Here is an 18816-nt window from a genome sequence, read left to right as displayed (position 1 = left end):
CATGGCTCCAGGCTTGCGTTCTCCTTGTGGTTGTGCAGACCGGCCAGGTGAGACACCGCCAGACATCGGGCGCGCCACGTACCGGATTTCTGACGGGGCGGACCCGCAAGTGACCGTTAACTGGTAGACTGCGCCCCGAATTTACCTAAGAGGATCGCTTCATGGCCACTAACCGCTCCCGTCGTCTGCGCAAAAAGCTCTGTGTTGACGAGTTCCAGGAATTGGGCTTCGAGCTGAATCTGGAATTCAAGGAAGGTCTGGATGACGAGGCGATCGACTCTTTCCTCGATGCGTTTCTGACCGATGCAATGGACGGTAACGGCCTGGATTACGTGGGCGGCGATGACTACGGTCTGGTCTGCCTGGCGGATCGCGGCTCGGTTACCGAAGTGCAGCGTGCCACCGTTGAAGCATGGCTCAAAAGTCGCGGCGAGTTGACCAAGGTCGAAGTCAGCTCGCTGCTGGACGCCTGGTACCCGGAAAAGCAGATCAATCCGGCTGCCTGATTGCAGGCGTGCAAACCGGCACAACCCGGTTTGCAACGGCGTAACGAAATAGCCACCCTTCGCGGTGGCTTTTTTGTGCGTGCCCGGTTGAGTGCGGGTCTCGGGCGCTTCAAGTGTTCCCCGGTTTACGACACTGGCAACGGCTGACCTGCAGCCTCAAGTGGCTGAATCAATGCCGCTGGCCCCTGACATAGAAAGAAAGCCACACCTTCACGTGACAATCCGCTGCCAATTGAAAAAATAGCGCCATTTGACGGTTGCTCCCCGGCGCAAGTCACGAATGCTTGGGGCATAATGCCGAATCGTCACAGGGCTATTTTTTTCCGCCCGCCGGCTGAGACATTTTTCGTCCCGGTCATTGTCATTATCAGGTCACGAGGGAAGCCATCCCCTCTTGTTTCCATCTTTCTGCAGTAGGGTTTATTGAATGATCAAGTCGTTGCGTCCGCTGTTTTTCGCCACCCTGCTTTTGCCGTTCTCTCTCTCTGTCACTGCCGCACCGATCAATACCGGGTTGCCACCCAAGGTTCAGGAAGCGCTCAAGGCGGGCAAACTGGACAACAGCGCTCTGTCGCTGGTCATGCTTCCGTTGACTGGTCCTGGCACGCCCACCGTCTACAACGCCGATGTCTCGGTCAATCCCGCCTCCACCATGAAGCTGGTGACCACCTACGCAGCCCTGGAAATGCTCGGCCCAACCCATCAGTGGAAGACCGAGTTCTACACCGACGGTACGCTGAGCAACGGTGTCTTGCGGGGCAACCTTTACCTCAAGGGTGGCGGCGATCCGAAGCTGAACATGGAAAAACTCTGGTTGCTGATGCGTGATCTGCGTGCAAATGGCGTCCAGCAAATCACTGGCGATCTGGTGCTGGACCGCAGCCACTTTGTCCAGCCTCAACTGCCTGTTTTCGATGATGATGGCAATGACAAGAACAAACCATTTCTGGTGCGCCCCGACTCGCTAATGGTGAATCTCAAGGCCCTGCGCTTCGTGACCCGCAATGACGGGGGTAAAATCCTCGTTTCCGTAGAGCCGCCGATTGCTGCGATTCACATCAACAACCAGGTTAAAGCCTTGTCATCGAACAAGTGCACGGGCGACGTACTTTACAACCCGGTCCCCGATGTCGACGGCGGTATCACCGTTACGGTATCCGGGCAGTTGGGTGACGGCTGCAATTCGCAGACCTATCTGTCGCTGCTCGACCATCCGACTTACACCGCCGGCGCTGTTCGCGCCATATGGCAGGAACTGGGTGGCACCATTCTTGGCAAGGACCGCCTGGACGTCGTCCCCGGCAGCGCCAAGCTGCTGGCCAAATCCTATTCGCCCGATCTGGCGGAAATCATCCGCGACATCAACAAATTCAGTAACAACACGATGGCTCAGCAGTTGTTCCTGAGTCTGGGTTCGCAATTCCGCAACGAAGCCGACGGCGACGATGCCAAAGCCGCGCAACGGGTGATCCGTCAATGGCTGGCGAAAAAAGGTATTACCGCTCCGCATCTGGTCATGGAAAACGGCTCTGGTCTCTCGCGTGCCGAACGCGTGAGTGCGCGGGAAATGGCGCAGCTGCTTCAGGCCGCCTGGCACAGCCCGTACCAGGCCGAGTTCATCAGCTCATTGCCGCTGGCGGGCATGGACGGGACCATGCGCAAGCGCCTGAAACGAACGCCGCTGCGCGGCGAAGCGCATATCAAGACCGGCACCTTGAACACGGTGCGCGCCATTGCCGGCTTCAGTCGGGACAGCAACGGCAACACCTGGGTGGTTGTCGCCATCCTCAACGATGCTCGCCCATGGGGTGCTTCGTCGATTCTCGATGAAGTACTGGTCAGCATGTTCAATCAACCAAAACTGGCCGGCACGACCCTCTCTCTGCAACAGCCATAGGTCATCCCGGCGCGCGCTGTCGTCAGAGCGACATGCGCGCAGGATCTTGCATACTGCATCCCGGAAGCCTTTCTGACAGGGATGTCATCACCTTTCTGTGCGGGTGGCGCTAAGCTTGCGGTTCGCCCCTCACACAGGATGCACCCCTCATGAAAGTCATCACAGGCAAGCAATGGCGTTGCACGCTGCTGGCTTCCAGTCTGCTGGCTTCGGCGCTGATAATGGCTGGAACCGCGCAGGCTGAGGACGCAAAGCCGACCCGCGTGCGTGGCGCGATCACTGCAATCGAGGGCGATGTACTCAAGGTGCACAGCAGTCGCAACGAGGATGTGCAGGTCAGCCTGACCGACGCCACTCAGATACGCGGCGTGACGCTGGCGCAGGTGTCGGAAATCAAGCCGGGCAGCTACATAGGTTCAGCCGCCGTTCCGCAGGCCAACGGCACGCTCAAAGCGCTGGAGGTTCACGTGTTTCCCCCCGAGCTGGCGGGTACGGGAGATGGTCATCGTCCGTTCGACCTGGGCAGGGACAGCACCATGACCAATGGATCGGTAGGCGATCTGGTCACCAGTAACGGGCGCACCATCACGGTGAACTACAAGGGCGGCCAGAAGCAGATCTTGATTCCGGATGACGTGCCTATCGTCAATCTGGTGCCGGGTGATCGCAGCCTGCTCAAGCCCGGAGTGAAGATAGTCCTCCAGGCCCTGCCGGCCGCAGACGGATCGCTGAGCGCTGTGTCGATCTCTGCAGGGGAAAACGGAGTCACTCCGCCGATGTAATCGGAAAATACGTACGACCTGGTGATAGTGAGGACGGAGATGAACGGCAGTCCATCTCCAGCGCCCCTGGCCCTGTTCAGATGCGAGCGCAGAGATTCACAGACACGTGGCAACCATTGCCCCACGCTGATCGACTGCCTTAGTACCTGGCTTGGCGTAAAAACTGATGGCGGTAGCGCCGCCCTTGCCTGTCACGTCCGCGAAATATTCGCCTTCGGTGGTGTAAACGGTGAATTCGCCAGGCTTGCCCTGTGCCATGAATACGTCGGCGACATCACCGAACAGCTGGATGTTGGCCCAGCTCACCTTGATGCACTCGGCAACCGCAGCAGCCGGCTTCTGACTGGTATAGACATGCTCAGGCCCTGCCGAACGCGTCTGATCCAGACTCATGCAACCGGCCAGCGTCGCCAGCGCTACAGCTCCCACCCAGTGTTTCATGACAGTCCTTTCGATAAAAAGGAGCGATCTTAACAGCAAGACCCAGCCAAGCCCTACCCTGTTCAAGCCGGGTGTCGAACCGGGGTGCAGCGCCCGGCGCAGGTCAGGTCCGGTCAGTCATCCAGCGCTGCGGGCGGCTCTGGCGATGGGTTCTTGCCTGCTTTGCCTGATTTACCGGGCTTGGCGCCCTGTCCAGCGGACCTGGAATCGGTCGCAGGCGCGACAGGCGCAGCGGCGGCTTCCTTCTCAGCCATCGGCATCTGGTCAATGGTGCTGAATACGTCCTTTAGATCGATTGGCCCGTCATGGGTCATCTTTGTCTCGCCATCCTTGCCAATCAGAATGATCTTGGCCTGACCTTCTTTTTGCATACCTGGCTTCAACTCTCGAATCAATGCCATGGTCGATTGGGGATCGATATCCTTGCCACTACGCTGCCCTATGGTGTTTACGATGGTGTAAAGCACCATGTCGCGCTTGGCGAAGGCCTCTTTGTTCGCAGGCTCATCAAGGCTTTTTTTCAGTGCCACCAGCGTCGGATCCACGGAACTGGAGGCGATGACGATCAACGGCCGCGACTTGCCGCGCTCCTGTGTGAGTGGGGTGTCTCCATCGGCTGCCAGCAAGGGACTGGCAACAGCCAACAGAGCGGCAAGGGTCAGTGACCGACTAAACATACGCACCTCCTTTCGGTGTTTATGCACTCATGATCGCGCATCATGGCAAAAGGTCCAGGCGATGGGCTGGAAAATTGTCATTTTTCAGAGTGTGGTGCTCCGGAACCGCAGAACGGCGGAGGGTTGCCCCTGATATTTGGCCTGACGCTTCTGCTTGGGGAGCGAAGAAATTGCAGGCAATAAAAAGGGCGAGTCTTTCGACTCGCCCTTTCTGTTACCGCCCAGCAGAGCGGATTTGTTTGGTAGGCGCGATTGGACTCGAACCAACGACCCCCACCATGTCAAGGTGGTGCTCTAACCAACTGAGCTACGTGCCTGCTGTGGGTCGGCATTCTACTTATATTGAATTGCGTGTCAACGTCTTTTTTCGCACTAACCCTATGAATACGCGAATTTTTTGCGCAGGCAGACGGCGCAACCTGCGCAGTTGTATTTTGAAGGATCTACCGCTGGTCGGCGTAATGGCACTATGTCAGGAAGCAGGCAGCCAAATTCAGTACTAGAACCCAGACATGGAGATCACCAGATGAACAAATCACTTGCAGCCCTGGCGTTGGGATGTGCCTTGGCGTGTAGTTCGGTTGCAGCGTTCGCCGGCGCGGCATCTCCTGCTATCCCCCCGTCCCAGGAAGGCCAAGACCCAAGACTGCGAAACAGCGATGTTCAAAGACAAGGCACAGAAATGGACAAAGGTGATCCGGCTACCGGCATTCGCCACGGAATGAACACCGGCGCGATGAGCAACGGCACAGGTGCAAGCAATGACACCGACTTGCCCGGCGGCACATCCACCGGCAGCGGTTCGACTGGCAGCGGCTCCACTGGCTCCTCAGGCAGTACATCTAGCTCGGGCGGTGCCGGGGGCTGATTCAAACTAGCCCGCCAATACATAAGGCGCTCAACGAGCGCTTTTTTTATGACCGCGAAATCCTCAGGGCTGTCGTATCATCGCGCTGCTGTTACGCAGCATGGCTCATTAAGGCAGGAGGGTGACACTCCTGCCTTGTCGGTATCGAGGAACCTGGACGTGGGAATAAAAAAATCAGCATTGGAGCTCAAACGTGAGCTCAATACAATTGCCGGAAATCTGGAACGCACCGCTGGCGAAATCAGCCGCCTGGCTGAGCGCATCAAGGACGTCGACGTGGTGGCAGTGCTGCATCTGATGAATCAGCAGTACAAGGATGCTGACCGGTTGCGCGCTTATGCCGACGAGATCAAGGCTGGCCGGATCAGTCGAGCAAAGCCTGAGTAGCCCGAAGCGGCCTCCACTGGCCAGAGGCACCGGATGCAAAAAGGGCGGCCCTCCCGGGTCGCCCTTTTTGTTACCGCCCAGCAGAGCGGATTTGTTTGGTAGGCACGATTGGACTCGAACCAACGACCCCCACCATGTCAAGGTGGTGCTCTAACCAACTGAGCTACGTGCCTGCCGTGGGTCGGCATTCTACTTATATTCAACGGCCTGTCAACGGCAGTATTTTATAACCAACTGAATATATGGGCCTTTTCACCAAGGGCATTGCCAAGTGGCACATATTTAAGACACTTCATCCCTGATTGCGACTGGTGACGGCTTTTTACCTCGGGTACGATCGGCTCACTCGTACAAGATATTAAACAGGGCAAGCTGAATGACCAACACTCTCTACCCACAGTCTTATTATGCTGCCTCTGCCAATTGCGCTCCGCTACGTCCTGCGCTGCAAACCGAGATCGAAACCGATGTATGCATCATCGGCGCTGGATACACCGGCTTGTCGAGCGCCCTGTTTCTGTTGGAAAGCGGCTTCAGGGTCACGGTTCTGGAGGCCGCTAAAGTCGGTTTTGGTGCATCCGGACGTAATGGCGGCCAGATCGTCAATAGCTACAGCCGCGACATCGACGTCATAGAGCGCACCGTTGGCCCTGAACAGGCGCGGTTGATGGGCGAGATGGCATTCGAGGGCGCGCGTATCATCCGCGAGCGCGTAAGCAAGTATCAGATTCAGTGCGACCTGAAGGATGGCGGTGTTTTTGCTGCGTTGACGCCCAAGCAGATGGCCCATCTGGAGGCACAGAAAAACCTCTGGGAGCGTTATGGCCACCCTCAACTGGAACTGCTGGATCAGCGCCGCATGCGTGAGGTAGTGGCGTGCGATCAGTACATTGGCGGCGTGCTGGACATGAGTGGCGGGCATATTCACCCACTGAATCTTGCGTTGGGTGAAGCGGCGGCCGTGGAATCGCTGGGAGGCGTCATCCACGAGCAATCTGCTGCCATCAAGATCGAGCGCGGCGCCAACCCGGCAGTGCATACGGCGCAAGGCAAGGTCCGGGCGAAGTTCATCATCGTGGCGGGCAACGCTTATCTGGGCAACCTGGTGCCGGAACTGGCGGCCAAATCGATGCCATGCGGCACACAGGTCGTTGCCACGCAACCGCTTGGCCAAGCGCTTGCCAATACTTTGCTGCCGCAGGATTACTGCGTTGAGGACTGCAACTACCTGCTGGATTACTACCGCCTCTCTGCCGAAAAACGCCTGATCTTCGGCGGCGGCGTGGTGTACGGCGCCCGCGATCCGGCGAACATTGAAACGATCATCCGCCCGAAGATACTCAAGGCTTTCCCGCAACTCAAAGACGTAAAGATCGATTACGCCTGGACTGGCAATTTCTTGCTGACGCTTTCACGGCTGCCACAAGTTGGCCGCCTGGGCGACAACATCTACTACTCCCAGGGTTGCAGCGGCCATGGCGTGACCTATACCCACCTTGCGGGCAAGGTACTGGCACAAGCGCTGCGGGGACAGGCAGAGCGCTTCGATGCGTTCGCCGGACTTGCGCATTACCCGTTTCCTGGAGGGCAACTGTTACGCACCCCGCTGACAGCGATGGGTGCGTGGTATTACAGCTTGCGGGATAAATTCGGGTTTTGATCCAACCTGCGGGCGCTGCCGATGTATTGCCTCGATCGCAGCCGCTCGTAGCAATGGCATCAATGCGCGGCATTGAGCGCCTTAACCGCCTCGCCTGCCGCTTGCTCCTGCCCCGCCTGAGCAAGCTCGCTGGCCGCTTTGAGCCAGCGCTCACGGTCGATCGGCGAGGGAAGCTGCCGCGGACCCTGTACCAGAATTGCCCAATTGCCCGCGCTTTCCCAATCCGAGGTGAACTCTTCGAAGCTCACGGTCAATCGACCAAGTCCGGTGTAGATCAGCACGCTGCGCTTGTTCTGATTGAAGCCTACAAGCACGCCATACCGCTGCTCTTTCCACCACAGCGAGCCTTCATTGAAGCGCACCAGTACCGGATAACCGGCGGCAACCTGCGCCAACAAGTCAGAAAACTGGTGGTCGACCGGGTACACCACAAAGCCGTATTCTCGGGCCACCTCAGCCATGCTCTGATCCAGCCTGTGTTCAGCATCCGGCAGTTTCAGCGGCTTTTCCAGCAGCCCGGGCGTGGTCTGAACGCCATGAACGGTCAACATGCTGGCCAGCGCGTAAGGCCCGCTCTGGTAAGCCTTACCACGGAAGAAAGGTACCGAGTTGATCTCCACCCGATCCGGCAGGCGCTTGTATTCGGCGGGGTAACCAGGCTTATAAGCATGCGGGTCTGCGCACCCGGCCAGCGCCACCGCCATAGCCAAGGCCAACCACGCCCTTTTCCTTGCAGAGACTTCCGGTCCAGACATTCTTCACTCACTTGTCGGTTGCCGAGCAATCTGCCGCCCGGGCTGGACGCCGATCATAGAGCGGTAAACAAGCGCGGTATAGCTTCAACGCACAGTCCAGGGCACTGAATAGATGAAATCGGTCACTGGATTTCTACCATCGGTCAAATTTTCGGCAACCACCGGCGTACTAGACTGTCGGTTACTAAGAGAACGAAAAGCAGAGAGCCGGAGGAAGACATGAGCCTCGGAATGACCCTTGTAATGTTGATCGCTGCCTGGCTGGCAGTTGCCGCCGCCATGTTGTGGGGAGTGATGCGAATTTCGCGTCGTCATCATCCGCACTATCGCAGCACCGACGCAGCCAATCCTGCACCGCGTGCCGAGCGCCTACACCGTCATGCCACTGCGCATTGATGCAAACTTTTCAAACACGAGCGATAGGTAAACAGCAAAACGGTCGGTGATGGAGCCCCCATCCCCGACCGTTTTCATGTGAGCGCTCCCGTCAACGTTTTTGCTCCAGTGCAGTGGCTTCGAGCTTTCGCTGTCTGGCCCGACGCGCCAGCATGTTCAGCACTTCAATCAACGCCGAAAAGGCCATCGCAGTGTAGACATAACCTTTCGGTACCTGGGTTCCGAAGCCTTCGGCGATCAGGGTCATGCCAATCATGATCAGGAAACCCAAGGCCAGCATGACCACCGTGGGATTGTCATTGATGAATTTCGCCAGCGGTTCAGACGCTACCAGCATCACGATGACGGCTGCGATCACAGCGATGACCATGATCGGCAGATGCTCTGTCATGCCTACTGCAGTGACGATGCTGTCAATCGAGAACACCAGGTCCAGCATCAGGATCTGACCGATCGCAGCGGCCATGCCCAGCACGACCGTATTGGAAAGCGCCGCTTCCTGTTCGGTCTTGACGGCCATGCTGTGATGGATCTCGGTGGTGGCCTTCCACACCAGGAACAGGCCGCCTGCGATGAGGATCATGTCCTTCCAGGAAAAGCCCTGACCGAAGACGTCAATCACAGGCTCGGTCAGTTGGACAATCCAGGCCACGGTGCTGAGCAGGCCGAGGCGCAGGACCAGGGCCATGCTGATACCGGTGCGACGTGCCTTGGTGCGTTGATGCACCGGCAGTTTATTGGTCAGGATCGAAATGAAGATCAGGTTATCAATACCCAGCACGATTTCCATGACCACCAGGGTAGCCAGGGCAATCCACGCGGTGGGACTTGCAGCCAGTTCTAAAAGATATTCCATGTGGCGGTATCCAATCAGTCGTTCCAGGAGATAAGGCGGCATTCTAGGGATGCAAACACATCAGGAAAATTCGTATTTATCAGGTCTATACTTCGCTTTTAACGAAGTATCCCTATCAAGGTCAACGCCATGCTCAATTACCGTCAGCTGCATTATTTTTGGGTAGTGGCCAAGACCGGCAGCATCGTGCGCGCCTGCGAGCAATTGAACCTTACCCCTCAGACCATCAGTGGTCAGCTCAGTCTGCTGGAGCAGACCTATGGCGTAGAGCTGTTCAAGCGTGTCGGGCGGCAGCTGGAGCTGACCGAAACGGGCCGTATCGCCCTGCCCTACGCCGAACAGATGTTTCAACTGGGGGGCGACCTGGAAGCGCTGCTGCGCGCGCAACCGGATGAACAGCAAATCCTGTTTCGGGTCGGGGTGGCGGATGTAGTGCCCAAATCCATCGTTTATCGCCTCATCGCGCCGACCATGGCATTGAGCGAACCGATCCGGATTACCTGCCGCGAAGGCCAGCTGGAACGCTTGTTGGCTGACCTTGCCATTCAGCGCCTGGACCTGGTGATTTCCGACAGCCCTATGCCGCCGCACCTGGACATCAAGGGCTACAGCCAGAAGCTGGGCGAATGTGGCGTCAGTTTTTTCGCCACTGCGGCGCTGGCCGCGACGTTCGGCCAGAACTTCCCCCATGGCATGCAAGGTGCGCCATTGCTGATACCCGGCCAGCAGACTGTCGTGCGCAGCCGCCTGATGCGCTGGTTCGCCGAGCAGAACGTGCAGCCGAAGATCGTTGGCGAGTTCGATGACAGCGCCTTGATGAAAGCGTTTGGCAAGTCAGGCAGCGGAGTCTTTATCGCCCCGAGTGTGATCGCCGATGAGGTCGTTGAGCAGTATGACGTCGAGCTGATCGGCCAGACCGATGCGGTGACCGAATCGTTTTATGCGATCTCGGTCGAGCGCAAGGTCAAACATCCCGGCATCGTCGCCATCACTGAAGGCGCGCGACGCCAGCTGTTCACCGATTAGGCATTGCAGCTCGCAGGGCTGCGCTCGACGGTGATCAGCAGCAAGGCGAGCAACACCGACAGCAGGATGATTGCCGCAGCGGCGAAGCCCAGATTGCTCAGCCCCAGATGGTCGATCACGCGACCACCGACGATCGCGCCAATGCCAATCCCAAGGTTGCCGCCCGCAATGTTGAGTGAAGCGGCAAATGCCGGAGCCTGGGGCGCGGTTTTCATCAGCCGCACATGGCTGACCAGAAACAACGCCGCCTGCGCCACCCCCCATACCGCCAACGCAAGGGCCAGCGCTGGCCAGGACTGCATGCTGGGCACCACCATCAGCAGCCCGCCGATCATGAAGGTGCAGAACGTCAGGCTGGCGATCAGCGGGTGACGATCCACCAGGCGTCCGCCCAACGAGTTGCCCAGCAGCCCTACGGCACCGAAGCCCATCAGGCACCAGCCCACTACCGTGCCATTGAACCCGGCCAGGCGCTCGAGCATGTCCGCCAGATAGGTGTAGGCCGTGAACATGCCGCTGAACACCAGCACCGACAGCAGTACATGACCCTGCATCACCGGGCTGCGCAGCAAGCGGAACTGGCTGCTGAAGGAGGCCTGGTCCTTGTGCATGCTCTTGGGCAGGTAGATGAACAGCAGCAACGCCTTGGCAAATGCCACCACCGAGAGAATCACGAACGCACTGCGCCAGCCGTATCCGTCGGAAATCAGCGTGCCCACCGGAATCCCGAACACCGAGGCACAGACGATGCCGAAGCCAATCTTGGCAATCGCCCGACCGGCGTGGTTCGGTCCGACGATGTCCACTGCGGTCTCACTGGCCAGCGCCCAGAACACAGGGAGGCCCAGCGCCGGAATCAGTCGGGCGAAGGCCATGACCCAGATATTCGGTGCCATGGCCGCAATCGCGTTGGCCACGCCGAACATGATCAGTACCGAGATGAACAGACGCTTGCGTTCGAATCGTGAAAAGTACGCAGTCAGAAACGGACCAAAGCAAGCGACCGTGAAGGCGAACAGGGTCACCAGCAGACCGGCTTGCGAGACGCTGATCGTCAGATCACGAGCGATGGCAGGCAACAGCCCGACAATCACGAACTCTGTGGTCAGTACCGTGAAACCGGCAGCCGACAACAGGTAAATAGGGAAGAACATGAAATCTCCAAAACGACGAAATGACCGGTCCTTTCGGAGCGGTCATTCGGGATGACATAGAGCGAAGCGCGAATGGTAACAGACAAAGACACCTGGAGAGCTCTTCAGGCGCTTTAAAGTCAGGATCACCGTCTGAAGACAAACAGACGGTGACTTCCGATCAGGCGCTCAGTCGAAAACCAATCAGTAGTTGCCCATGTAATCACGCTTGCCGACTTCCACGCCGTTGTGGCGCAGCAGGTCATACGCGGTAGTGACGTGGAAAAAGAACTGCGGCAGCGAGTAATGCAGCAGGTAGGTCTGGGTGCTCAGACGTTTTTCCTTGTCGGTGCCCGGACGCAGAACGATTTCACGCTCTTCGTTACCGTTGACCTGCTCGGGAGTGAGGGTGTCAAGGAACGACAGCACCTTGGTCAGCAGTGCCTGCAAGTCGCCAAAGGTGGTTTCGGTGTCTTCGTATTTCGGTGGTTCGATCCCGGCCAGGCGCGCACCTGCACCCTTGGCGAAATCGACGGCAATCTGCACCTGACGCACCAGTTGGAACATGTCCGGGAACAACCGCGCCTGAAGCAGGGCATCAGGCTGGATATTCTTGCTGGTGGCGTGGGCTTCGCCCTTGGCCAGAACACCGCTCAATGCGTTGAGCAGCTGTTTGAAAACAGGAATCGATGCGGCGTACAGGGAGATAGTCATGGCAGTTCCTGGAGGCGATGAGTCGCATGGATGGCGCGCTGCGTATGCGAACGCGGCTTGTCTTTTACCTCATCCCGACCCTACCCTCATAGACTTTTCAACAGTTAGGGGAAGGGCCATGTCCGCCGAGCCGGGTTCTGATGATTCTGATAACAGCGCCGACAGCGCAGACGCACTGAAGCTCAACACCACCGAAGTACGCATCCTGGGCTGTCTGATCGAAAAACAGGCCACCAACCCTGAAACCTATCCTCTGACCCTCAACTCGCTGGTCCTGGCCTGCAATCAGAAGACCAGCCGCGACCCGGTCATGAACCTCACCGCCGGTCAGGTAGGACAAAGTCTGCGTGCATTGGAAAGCCTGCAGTTGGCTCGCCTGGTCATGGGCAGCCGCGCAGACCGCTGGGAACACCGGATCGACAAGACACTGGAACTGGTGCCTGCGCAAGTCATCCTTGCCGGCCTGCTGCTGTTGCGCGGGCCGCAGACGGTCAACGAACTGTTGACCCGCAGTAGCCGCACGCATGATTTCGAGGACAGCGACGCGGTGATTCACCAACTCGAACGCCTGATCGGCCGTGGCCTGGCTTTGCTGATCCCGAAACAGGCGGGCCAACGCGAAGACCGCTACATGCATGCTCTGGGTGATCCAGCAGACCGGGAAGCGCTCCTCGCGGCGCGGCAGAACCCGATTGAACGTGCGACTGTTGGCAGTCCGGCGCTGACAGAACAGGTCCAAGCGCTGGAAGCTCGGATCGTGGCGCTGGAAGAACGACTGGCAAAGCTGGAGGGGGCCGACTCATGAAGCAATCTGTGCGTCAGGCTTGTGTGGGCGTGAGCCAGCTCACCTCTCACACAAGTTCGGCATCAGACCCGCTCACGCACCCGGCCGTTACCGCCGGGCAAACGCCGCAGCCGCCAGATACTGCTCCTGGGTCGGCGTCACACCGGTGTAAAGAATGAATTGCTCCAGCGCCTGAATTGCCGCGACCTGATCCCCGGTGATCAAACGCTTGCCGAGCTTCCCGGCGTGAATGATAAACGGCGTGCGCGCCGGGGTGGCGACTACATCGAACGCGGTGTCGGCAGCCTCGATGGCCGCTGCTTCGAACGCCAGTGTGTCGGCCTGATCCCCCGCCATGCCCAAAGGCGTGACATTGACCAGCAGCGGTGGACGCTCGCCACCAAGTTCTGCCTGCCATTCGAAGCCGCATGTTTCGGCCAGTGCCCTGCCCGCCTGCTCGTTGCGGGCGACGACCAAACCCTCACCGAACCCCACATCGCGCATGGCGCAGGCCACGGCCTTGGCCATCCCGCCGCTGCCACGCAAGGCGAAACGCGTGCGCGGCACGGCATGGGTGTCGAGCAGTTGCGCCACGGCAATGTAATCGGTGTTGTAAGCCTTCAAATGTCCGTGCGTGTTGACGATGGTGTTGATCGACTGGATCGCCGCGGCTGACGGGTCCATCTGGTCGACCAGCGCAATGCTCGCCTCCTTGAACGGCATCGATACGCCACACCCTCGAATACCCAAAGAGCGCATGCCACCAATGGCTGCGGGAAGGTCGTTGGGGGAGAAGGCTTTGTAATAGAAGTTCAGTTCCAGCAGTTGATACAAGTAGTTATGGAAACGCACCCCGAAGTTACCGGGACGTCCGGCCAAGGACATGCACAACAGCGTTTCCTTGCTTGCGGTAACGGACATGAAATCTCCTGAACGGTATTCGTTAACACCCTTGCAAAGGCGTAGAATTCAGTTGCTTGCGGCATCAACCGCAGCGATTGTCATCAAAGTTGTCGAATACCTTACACAAAATTTACGCAACGGCTTCGCAGATATTCCGAAATTCGTTGTCTGATCAGTTATCCCGTGGCAGTGCCTGAGCGTAACGCAGGCTCGCGACAACGGGACTGAACACCGAGGAACAGTCATGATTCGTCATATCCCCAAGGTTGCCTTGTTGTTAGGTGCCCTCGCCCTTGCAGGCCAGGCTGAAGCCCATGGTGGCGGTCCAGGCTGGGGTGGAGCGGCGGTAATCGGCGCTGTCGTAGGCGGCGTGGTTGGCGCGGCCGTGGCTTCCGGGCCTGTCTATGCGGCACCGGCGCCGGTATACGCGGCCCCAGCGCCTGTCTACTACGCTCCACCTCCGCCACCGGTTTACTACCAACCGGCTTATGTCGTTGAACGTCCGGTGGTGTACGGCCCTCGCTACTACGGCCCACCACGTTACTACGGGCCACCACCTGGCCCTGGTTACTACCACGATGGCGGCCGCTGGTAACAGCTGGCTTGTAGCATTGACAGCGCCGGTCACGGATCGGCAGTCTGAACCAATCGACCCCGCTCAACAGGCGGGGTCTTCGTTTTTTGGAAGTCGGTTTGGTAGGCGTCAGCTGGCGCTGGCCCGTGGAATGAAAGTGTTGTCAGTTGCTCGACGGCGGACAATGTTCAACCGAGCGACGCTGGGAGTACTGCCCACCGACTGCGACTCCATCGCTAAGCATTCTGAATGCCTGTGCCGCGCAAAAATGTGCCACGACAGTTCGTTCAGCCTTCCCCTGCGAACACTAACCTGTCGCTCATCAATGACAACTATTGAGAACAGTGATTTCTACTGAGTGCGACAGCGCCGTAAAGTGGCCGCCATCGTGGAGTAGAGGCACTTATGACCAAGGTTCAAATCATGTCGGTAGTGGGAAGCGCAGTTCCGGCGCAGTTACGCGAACGCGGTCTGCTGGCGTGCTGGTACCTGATGCACGAGGGCGTGCCGGTCAGCGGGCCGCTGTTATCGCTGCCTGCGGCACAGGCATTGTCGAAACAGATGCAACCGCCCAGGCTCGACAGCTGAGGCCCTGCCGAACCTCATCAGACCCGCTCGGCCAGCGTCGCGTTGACCTGACAGCGATGCGCCAGTTTCTGCAAGCGCTTCTCCAGCGTACCCAGCACCACCCGATCCGACCTGCCACTCTCCAGTTCTTCGATCAGCTCGTTAGCCACCAGACGCAGTTCATGGGCGATAACCACGCGATCATCGTTTTGATCGAGCTTGTGCGACTCGAACAGACGATGCAGGTAATCCTCCAGCGTGCGCTGCAACCGATGCCGATCCGCAGCGCGCAGATGCGCAAGATTGACAGTGATCCGGGCCAACAACTCATTCAATTCCCCACAGAGGTACTGGATGCGCCGCGCGTAACCGGTTTGGCGATCACGCAGCTGTTTATGCTGCAACGCAAGGTCCTGGCGCTTTTGAATCGCGGGCACCGCAATGGCAATCATCAACCCGACAATCAGCCCGATGGCCTGAATCCAGCCAGCCCAGTCCGCCTGCCTCGAAAACAGCCCGGTGACCAGCAAGAGCACCGCAACCAACGCGGCACACACTGCCAACGCCGCATAATCCTTGCTGATAAATCCCTTCGGCATTGCAGTACTCCCCGGTCAATATGAGTGATAAGCATCGATGCCGTGGAATGCTAATGGGTGAGTGGTCACAGTGCCATGAATATCGAAGCCGCCCGTTCAAATACAGGGTTTTGCCAGGGTTAATCTGAACAAATGCCATACAGCCTGCTTTTATTACTGAAACGCCCTGCGCAGCCCATCGACAGGGTTAGAAACATGCTCATAAAATGCGCCGATCTTGTTGTCGTTCTTGAAGAAAGTCCGGCCTTTCACATCGTATCCATTATTTGAGTGAGCTTTGCTCTTGAAAATTCGCGCATCCCTTATCGGCCTATTAGTTGTATTTACAGTCTCGGCACTCTCCACCGCTGCCATTGCGAACGAACCCGCCGCTTTCAACCGCGACCCTGCCAACCTCCACCTGGCTTCCGGCAGCGCCATGATCACTGACCTGCAATCGGGCCAGGTGTTGTATTCCAGCAACCCGGACGTGATTGTTCCCATCGCATCGGTGACCAAACTCATGACGGCCATGGTGACTCTGGACGCCAAGCTGCCGATGGACGAGATGATCAAGGTCGACATCTCCCAGACTGCGGAGATGAAGGGGGTATTTTCCCGGGTGAAACTGGGCAGCGAGCTGAATCGTCATGACATGCTACTGATTACCCTGATGTCGTCGGAAAACCGTGCGGCAGCCAGCCTCGCGCATAGTTATCCGGGCGGCTATCCGGCATTCATCAAGGCGATGAACGCCAAGGCCAGGGCCTTGGGCATGAGCCACACGGTGTACATGGAACCGACCGGCCTTTCGGTCTTCAACGTCTCCACCGCTCGCGACCTCACCAAGCTGGCGCTGGCGGCGCGCAACTACCCGATGCTGCGCGAGCTGAGCACCACCCAGGAAAAAACCGTGACCTTCCGCAAACCCAATTACACCCTGGGTTTCAGCAATACCGACCATCTGGTGCGCAAATCCAACTGGGACATCAAGCTGACCAAGACCGGCTTCACCAATCAGGCAGGCCACTGCCTGGTGCTACTGACCAGCATGGCCAACCGTCCGGTGTCGGTGGTGATCCTGGACGCCTTCGGCAAGTACACCCACTTCGCTGATGCGAGCCGCATGCGTCTGTGGATGGAGACCGGCAAGAGCGGCCCGGCGCCGGAAGTGGCGTTGCAGTACAAAAAGGAAAAGAACCTGGTGATGAAGCAGAAAGGTCTGCAAGCGTCGGACTGAAACGCATCGTGTTTGGGCGTTTGTGCCGGGCTGGTCACCTTGCAGGTACCGGCCACGGCGCGTCACCGGCGGCACGCTCACCGCTGACAACAGTTTCATCCACGCCGCCACGCAGAACCCTGCCGACCCGCTAAGCTTGCTCTGTTGCTGCTCGCTTCAGAAACCACTCGGGGGAGTTGGACATGGTCGTTAAATGGGTATTGGCTGCATTGCATGTGTTGGCGTTCGGCTTTGCACTGGCGGCGGTTCTGGCTCGGGGACGGGCACTGCGCAGGTTGCGCACCGACGATCCGCGCTCTTTTCGCGATGTGTTCGTGGTCGACAACATCTGGGGTGTTTCGGCAGGTGTGCTGCTGATCACCGGCGCCTTCCGGGCGTTCGGGGGGCTGGAAAAAGGCTCCTACTATTACCTGCATCAACCGCTGTTTCACCTGAAGATCACGGCTTTCGTCGCAATTCTTGCGCTGGAAGTAGTGCCGATGTTCGCTCTGATCAAATGGCGCATAGCGTTCAAGAAACAGCTGCCTATCGATACCTCCCGCTCACGACGCTTCGCCCGCATCAGCCATATGGAAGCAGCGTTGATGGTGATCATCGTGATCGCCGCCACCGGCATGGCCCGGGGAATTCTGCTCAGCTGACGAGCAGAATCAACGCCTGCAATCGGCGCCCGATCAGCTCACCCAGAAATACATCAGCATCAGGTTGGCCGCCGAGATAAGCCCGAACAGGCCCCACGCCAGAACCTTGGTCACGGCATTGTTGGCAAACGGCCCCATCAGTTGCCTGTCGCTGGTGAAGCGAATCAACGGCCACAGGGCAAAAGGCAGTTGCAGGCTGAGCACGACCTGACTGAGCACCAGCATCTTGCCGACAGCGCCGTCACCGAACCAGATCACCCCGATCAGCGCCGGAATCAACGCCAGTGCGCGGGTGATCAGCCGACGTTGCCAGCACGGAATCTTGGCGTTGAGAAAACCTTCCAGTACCACCTGGCCGGCTATGGTGCCAGTGAACGTCGAGCTCTGCCCTGCCGCCAGCAGCGCGATACCGAACAGCACGCTGGCCAGTGTTCCGCCCACCAAGGGGTCAAGCAGGTGGTAGGCGTCCTGAATCTCCACCACGTCGGCATGGCCGGTGCCATGAAATGCCGCTGCGGCCAGAATCAGAATGGCGGCGTTGATCACCAGCGCCATGCTCAACGAGCCGATGGTGTCGACTCTGGCATAGCGAATCGCACTGGCTTTGCTCTGCAAGGACGTGCCATTGACCCGCGTCTGTACCACCGAAGAGTGCAGGTACAGGTTATGGGGCATGACCGTGGCGCCGAGAATACCGATGGCGATGTACAACGGCTCCTGATTGCTCAGTACGTCCCATGAGGGTTTGAGCCCGGCGAACACATCCGGCCAAAACGGTTTGATCAGCACCAGCTCAATGAAAAAACAGGTGGCAATGGTGACGATCAGGCCCAGTACGATAGCTTCCAGACGCCGAAAATTAGCGCCCTGCAACGCCAGCACGATCACCGTATCGAATGCGGTCAAGGCCACACCTGTGGTGATCGAAACGCCCAGCAGCAAATGAAACGCCAGCGCAGCACCCAGCACTTCTGCAAGGTCGGTCGCCAGAATCGACAGCTCGGCCAGAATCCATTGCCCCATGCCGACACGGCGGCTGTAGCGCTCGGCGGACAACTGCGCCAGGTCACGTCCTGTGGCAATGCCCAAACGCGAGCAAAGGTTCTGCAGAACCATGCCTGAGAGACTGGCCAGCACCACCACGAACAACAGCGCATAGCCGAACCGGGAGCCGGCCTCGATCGCGGTCGCCCAGTTGCCTGGATCCATGTAGCCAATTGAGATCAAAAGCCCGGGACCGACGAACAACAACAGTTTGCGCAGAAAAGACGCATTGGCTGGAATGGCGACGCTGTCGGTCACGGCAGAGGGACAGAACGGAGCGGTGGCGGTAGTCGGAAGTTTGTATTTCACGGGAATCCGATGGCTGATGGCGATCAATCCTAGAGCTTAAACGCAGGGAAATATTTTGTCTTGAATCTCTGCAAAAGC

At 58.3% G+C, this 18816-nt stretch carries 22 protein-coding genes and 2 tRNA genes; 13 read left to right on the top strand and 11 right to left on the bottom strand.

Annotated features, from left to right (window positions below; translation table 11 throughout):
* The first annotated feature begins 161 nt into the window (after positions 1-161).
* From EC915_RS01685 to EC915_RS01675, 3 genes are all read left to right on the top strand, one after another.
* Positions 162-506 carry a YggL family protein gene (locus EC915_RS01685; protein ID WP_133748792.1) on the top strand — a complete coding sequence of 115 codons (345 nt, stop codon included), beginning with the start codon at positions 162-164 and terminating at the stop codon, positions 504-506.
* 427 nt (positions 507-933) lie between these two features.
* Entirely contained in the window at positions 934-2403 is a 1470-nt protein-coding gene (gene dacB, locus EC915_RS01680; RefSeq protein ID WP_133748791.1) for a D-alanyl-D-alanine carboxypeptidase/D-alanyl-D-alanine-endopeptidase, read from the top strand.
* 149 nt (positions 2404-2552) lie between these two features.
* Entirely contained in the window at positions 2553-3185 is a 633-nt protein-coding gene (locus tag EC915_RS01675; protein WP_372237835.1) for a DUF5666 domain-containing protein, read from the top strand.
* 96 nt (positions 3186-3281) lie between these two features.
* Here EC915_RS01675 and EC915_RS01670 read toward each other — a convergent pair whose 3' ends face one another.
* The 3 genes from EC915_RS01670 to EC915_RS01660 form a co-directional block, all read right to left on the bottom strand.
* On the bottom strand, positions 3282-3626 hold the full coding sequence (locus tag EC915_RS01670; RefSeq protein WP_133748790.1) for a 2-oxoacid ferredoxin oxidoreductase: 345 nt from the start codon (positions 3624-3626) through the stop codon (positions 3282-3284).
* A 113-nt stretch (positions 3627-3739) separates the two neighbouring features.
* Positions 3740-4303: a DUF4174 domain-containing protein gene (locus EC915_RS01665; RefSeq protein WP_133748789.1), complete on the bottom strand. Its 564-nt coding sequence runs from the start codon at positions 4301-4303 to the stop codon at positions 3740-3742.
* A 240-nt stretch (positions 4304-4543) separates the two neighbouring features.
* A tRNA-Val gene (locus tag EC915_RS01660) sits at positions 4544-4620 on the bottom strand.
* 365 nt (positions 4621-4985) lie between these two features.
* Between EC915_RS01660 and EC915_RS01655 the strand changes: the two genes are divergently transcribed.
* Both EC915_RS01655 and EC915_RS01650 read left to right on the top strand, forming a co-directional pair.
* Positions 4986-5171: a hypothetical protein gene (locus tag EC915_RS01655; protein WP_133748788.1), complete on the top strand. Its 186-nt coding sequence runs from the start codon at positions 4986-4988 to the stop codon at positions 5169-5171.
* Between the two features lie 159 nt (positions 5172-5330).
* The gene (locus EC915_RS01650; protein ID WP_133748787.1) at positions 5331-5558 is read left to right on the top strand and encodes a hypothetical protein; all 228 of its coding nucleotides are present in this window, start codon (positions 5331-5333) and stop codon (positions 5556-5558) included.
* A 96-nt stretch (positions 5559-5654) separates the two neighbouring features.
* Here the strand turns inward: EC915_RS01650 and EC915_RS01645 are convergent.
* Positions 5655-5731, bottom strand: a tRNA-Val gene (locus tag EC915_RS01645).
* 203 nt (positions 5732-5934) lie between these two features.
* Between EC915_RS01645 and EC915_RS01640 the strand changes: the two genes are divergently transcribed.
* Positions 5935-7218, top strand: coding sequence for an FAD-binding oxidoreductase (locus tag EC915_RS01640; RefSeq protein WP_133748786.1), 1284 nt, complete (start codon positions 5935-5937; stop codon positions 7216-7218).
* Between the two features lie 59 nt (positions 7219-7277).
* Here the strand turns inward: EC915_RS01640 and EC915_RS01635 are convergent, their stop codons facing one another.
* The gene (locus EC915_RS01635) at positions 7278-7973 is read right to left on the bottom strand and encodes a cysteine peptidase family C39 domain-containing protein (protein ID WP_133748785.1); all 696 of its coding nucleotides are present in this window, start codon (positions 7971-7973) and stop codon (positions 7278-7280) included.
* A 219-nt stretch (positions 7974-8192) separates the two neighbouring features.
* On the opposite strand from EC915_RS01635, the gene EC915_RS24740 reads away from it, so the two are divergent.
* Complete coding sequence (locus EC915_RS24740; protein WP_166650895.1) at positions 8193-8369, top strand: hypothetical protein; 177 nt, start codon at positions 8193-8195, stop codon at positions 8367-8369.
* 91 nt (positions 8370-8460) lie between these two features.
* On the opposite strand, the gene EC915_RS01630 is transcribed toward EC915_RS24740, so the two are convergent.
* Positions 8461-9225, bottom strand: a complete 765-nt coding sequence (locus EC915_RS01630) for a TerC family protein (RefSeq protein WP_133748784.1) — start codon at positions 9223-9225, stop codon at positions 8461-8463.
* A 129-nt stretch (positions 9226-9354) separates the two neighbouring features.
* Between EC915_RS01630 and nhaR the strand changes: the two genes are divergently transcribed.
* The gene (nhaR, locus tag EC915_RS01625) at positions 9355-10251 is read left to right on the top strand and encodes a transcriptional activator NhaR (RefSeq protein ID WP_133748783.1); all 897 of its coding nucleotides are present in this window, start codon (positions 9355-9357) and stop codon (positions 10249-10251) included.
* On the opposite strand, the gene EC915_RS01620 is transcribed toward nhaR, so the two are convergent.
* Together EC915_RS01620 and EC915_RS01615 are read right to left on the bottom strand one after the other, a co-directional pair.
* Positions 10248-11405, bottom strand: a complete 1158-nt coding sequence (locus tag EC915_RS01620; protein WP_133748782.1) for an MFS transporter — start codon at positions 11403-11405, stop codon at positions 10248-10250. The two genes, nhaR and EC915_RS01620, sit on opposite strands and share 4 nt — an antisense overlap.
* A 183-nt stretch (positions 11406-11588) precedes the next feature.
* The gene (locus EC915_RS01615; protein ID WP_133748781.1) at positions 11589-12098 is read right to left on the bottom strand and encodes a DUF1993 family protein; all 510 of its coding nucleotides are present in this window, start codon (positions 12096-12098) and stop codon (positions 11589-11591) included.
* A gap of 118 nt (positions 12099-12216) precedes the next feature.
* Here EC915_RS01615 and EC915_RS01610 point away from each other — a divergent pair, with 118 nt between their 5' ends.
* A complete protein-coding gene (locus tag EC915_RS01610; protein WP_133748780.1) occupies positions 12217-12903 on the top strand; it encodes a YceH family protein in 687 nt (228 codons plus the stop codon).
* An 87-nt stretch (positions 12904-12990) separates the two neighbouring features.
* On the opposite strand, the gene EC915_RS01605 is transcribed toward EC915_RS01610, so the two are convergent.
* Complete coding sequence (locus EC915_RS01605) at positions 12991-13803, bottom strand: shikimate 5-dehydrogenase (protein ID WP_133748779.1); 813 nt, start codon at positions 13801-13803, stop codon at positions 12991-12993.
* A 226-nt stretch (positions 13804-14029) separates the two neighbouring features.
* On the opposite strand from EC915_RS01605, the gene EC915_RS01600 reads away from it, so the two are divergent.
* Both EC915_RS01600 and EC915_RS01595 read left to right on the top strand, forming a co-directional pair.
* Positions 14030-14380 (top strand): hypothetical protein, encoded by a 351-nt coding sequence (locus EC915_RS01600; RefSeq protein ID WP_133748778.1) that lies wholly within the window; start codon positions 14030-14032, stop codon positions 14378-14380.
* Between the two features lie 384 nt (positions 14381-14764).
* The gene (locus EC915_RS01595) at positions 14765-14947 is read left to right on the top strand and encodes a hypothetical protein (protein WP_133748777.1); all 183 of its coding nucleotides are present in this window, start codon (positions 14765-14767) and stop codon (positions 14945-14947) included.
* Between the two features lie 17 nt (positions 14948-14964).
* On the opposite strand, the gene EC915_RS01590 is transcribed toward EC915_RS01595, so the two are convergent.
* Positions 14965-15525: a hypothetical protein gene (locus EC915_RS01590; protein ID WP_133748776.1), complete on the bottom strand. Its 561-nt coding sequence runs from the start codon at positions 15523-15525 to the stop codon at positions 14965-14967.
* Positions 15526-15802: 277 nt separating this feature from the next.
* Between EC915_RS01590 and pbpG the strand changes: the two genes are divergently transcribed.
* Both pbpG and EC915_RS01580 read left to right on the top strand, forming a co-directional pair.
* Positions 15803-16744 (top strand): D-alanyl-D-alanine endopeptidase, encoded by a 942-nt coding sequence (pbpG, locus tag EC915_RS01585; protein ID WP_133748775.1) that lies wholly within the window; start codon positions 15803-15805, stop codon positions 16742-16744.
* 182 nt (positions 16745-16926) lie between these two features.
* Positions 16927-17385 carry a DUF2214 family protein gene (locus EC915_RS01580; protein ID WP_133748774.1) on the top strand — a complete coding sequence of 153 codons (459 nt, stop codon included), beginning with the start codon at positions 16927-16929 and terminating at the stop codon, positions 17383-17385.
* Between the two features lie 33 nt (positions 17386-17418).
* On the opposite strand, the gene EC915_RS01575 is transcribed toward EC915_RS01580, so the two are convergent.
* Positions 17419-18738 carry an Nramp family divalent metal transporter gene (locus EC915_RS01575; RefSeq protein ID WP_133748773.1) on the bottom strand — a complete coding sequence of 440 codons (1320 nt, stop codon included), beginning with the start codon at positions 18736-18738 and terminating at the stop codon, positions 17419-17421.
* Between the last annotated feature and the right edge of the window lie 78 nt (positions 18739-18816).

The organism is Pseudomonas sp. LP_7_YM, assembly GCF_004364435.1.
GTDB lineage: Bacteria > Pseudomonadota > Gammaproteobacteria > Pseudomonadales > Pseudomonadaceae > Aquipseudomonas.
Note: the sequence above shows the minus strand (reverse complement) of the source record. Positions and strands in the feature narration are given on the sequence as shown.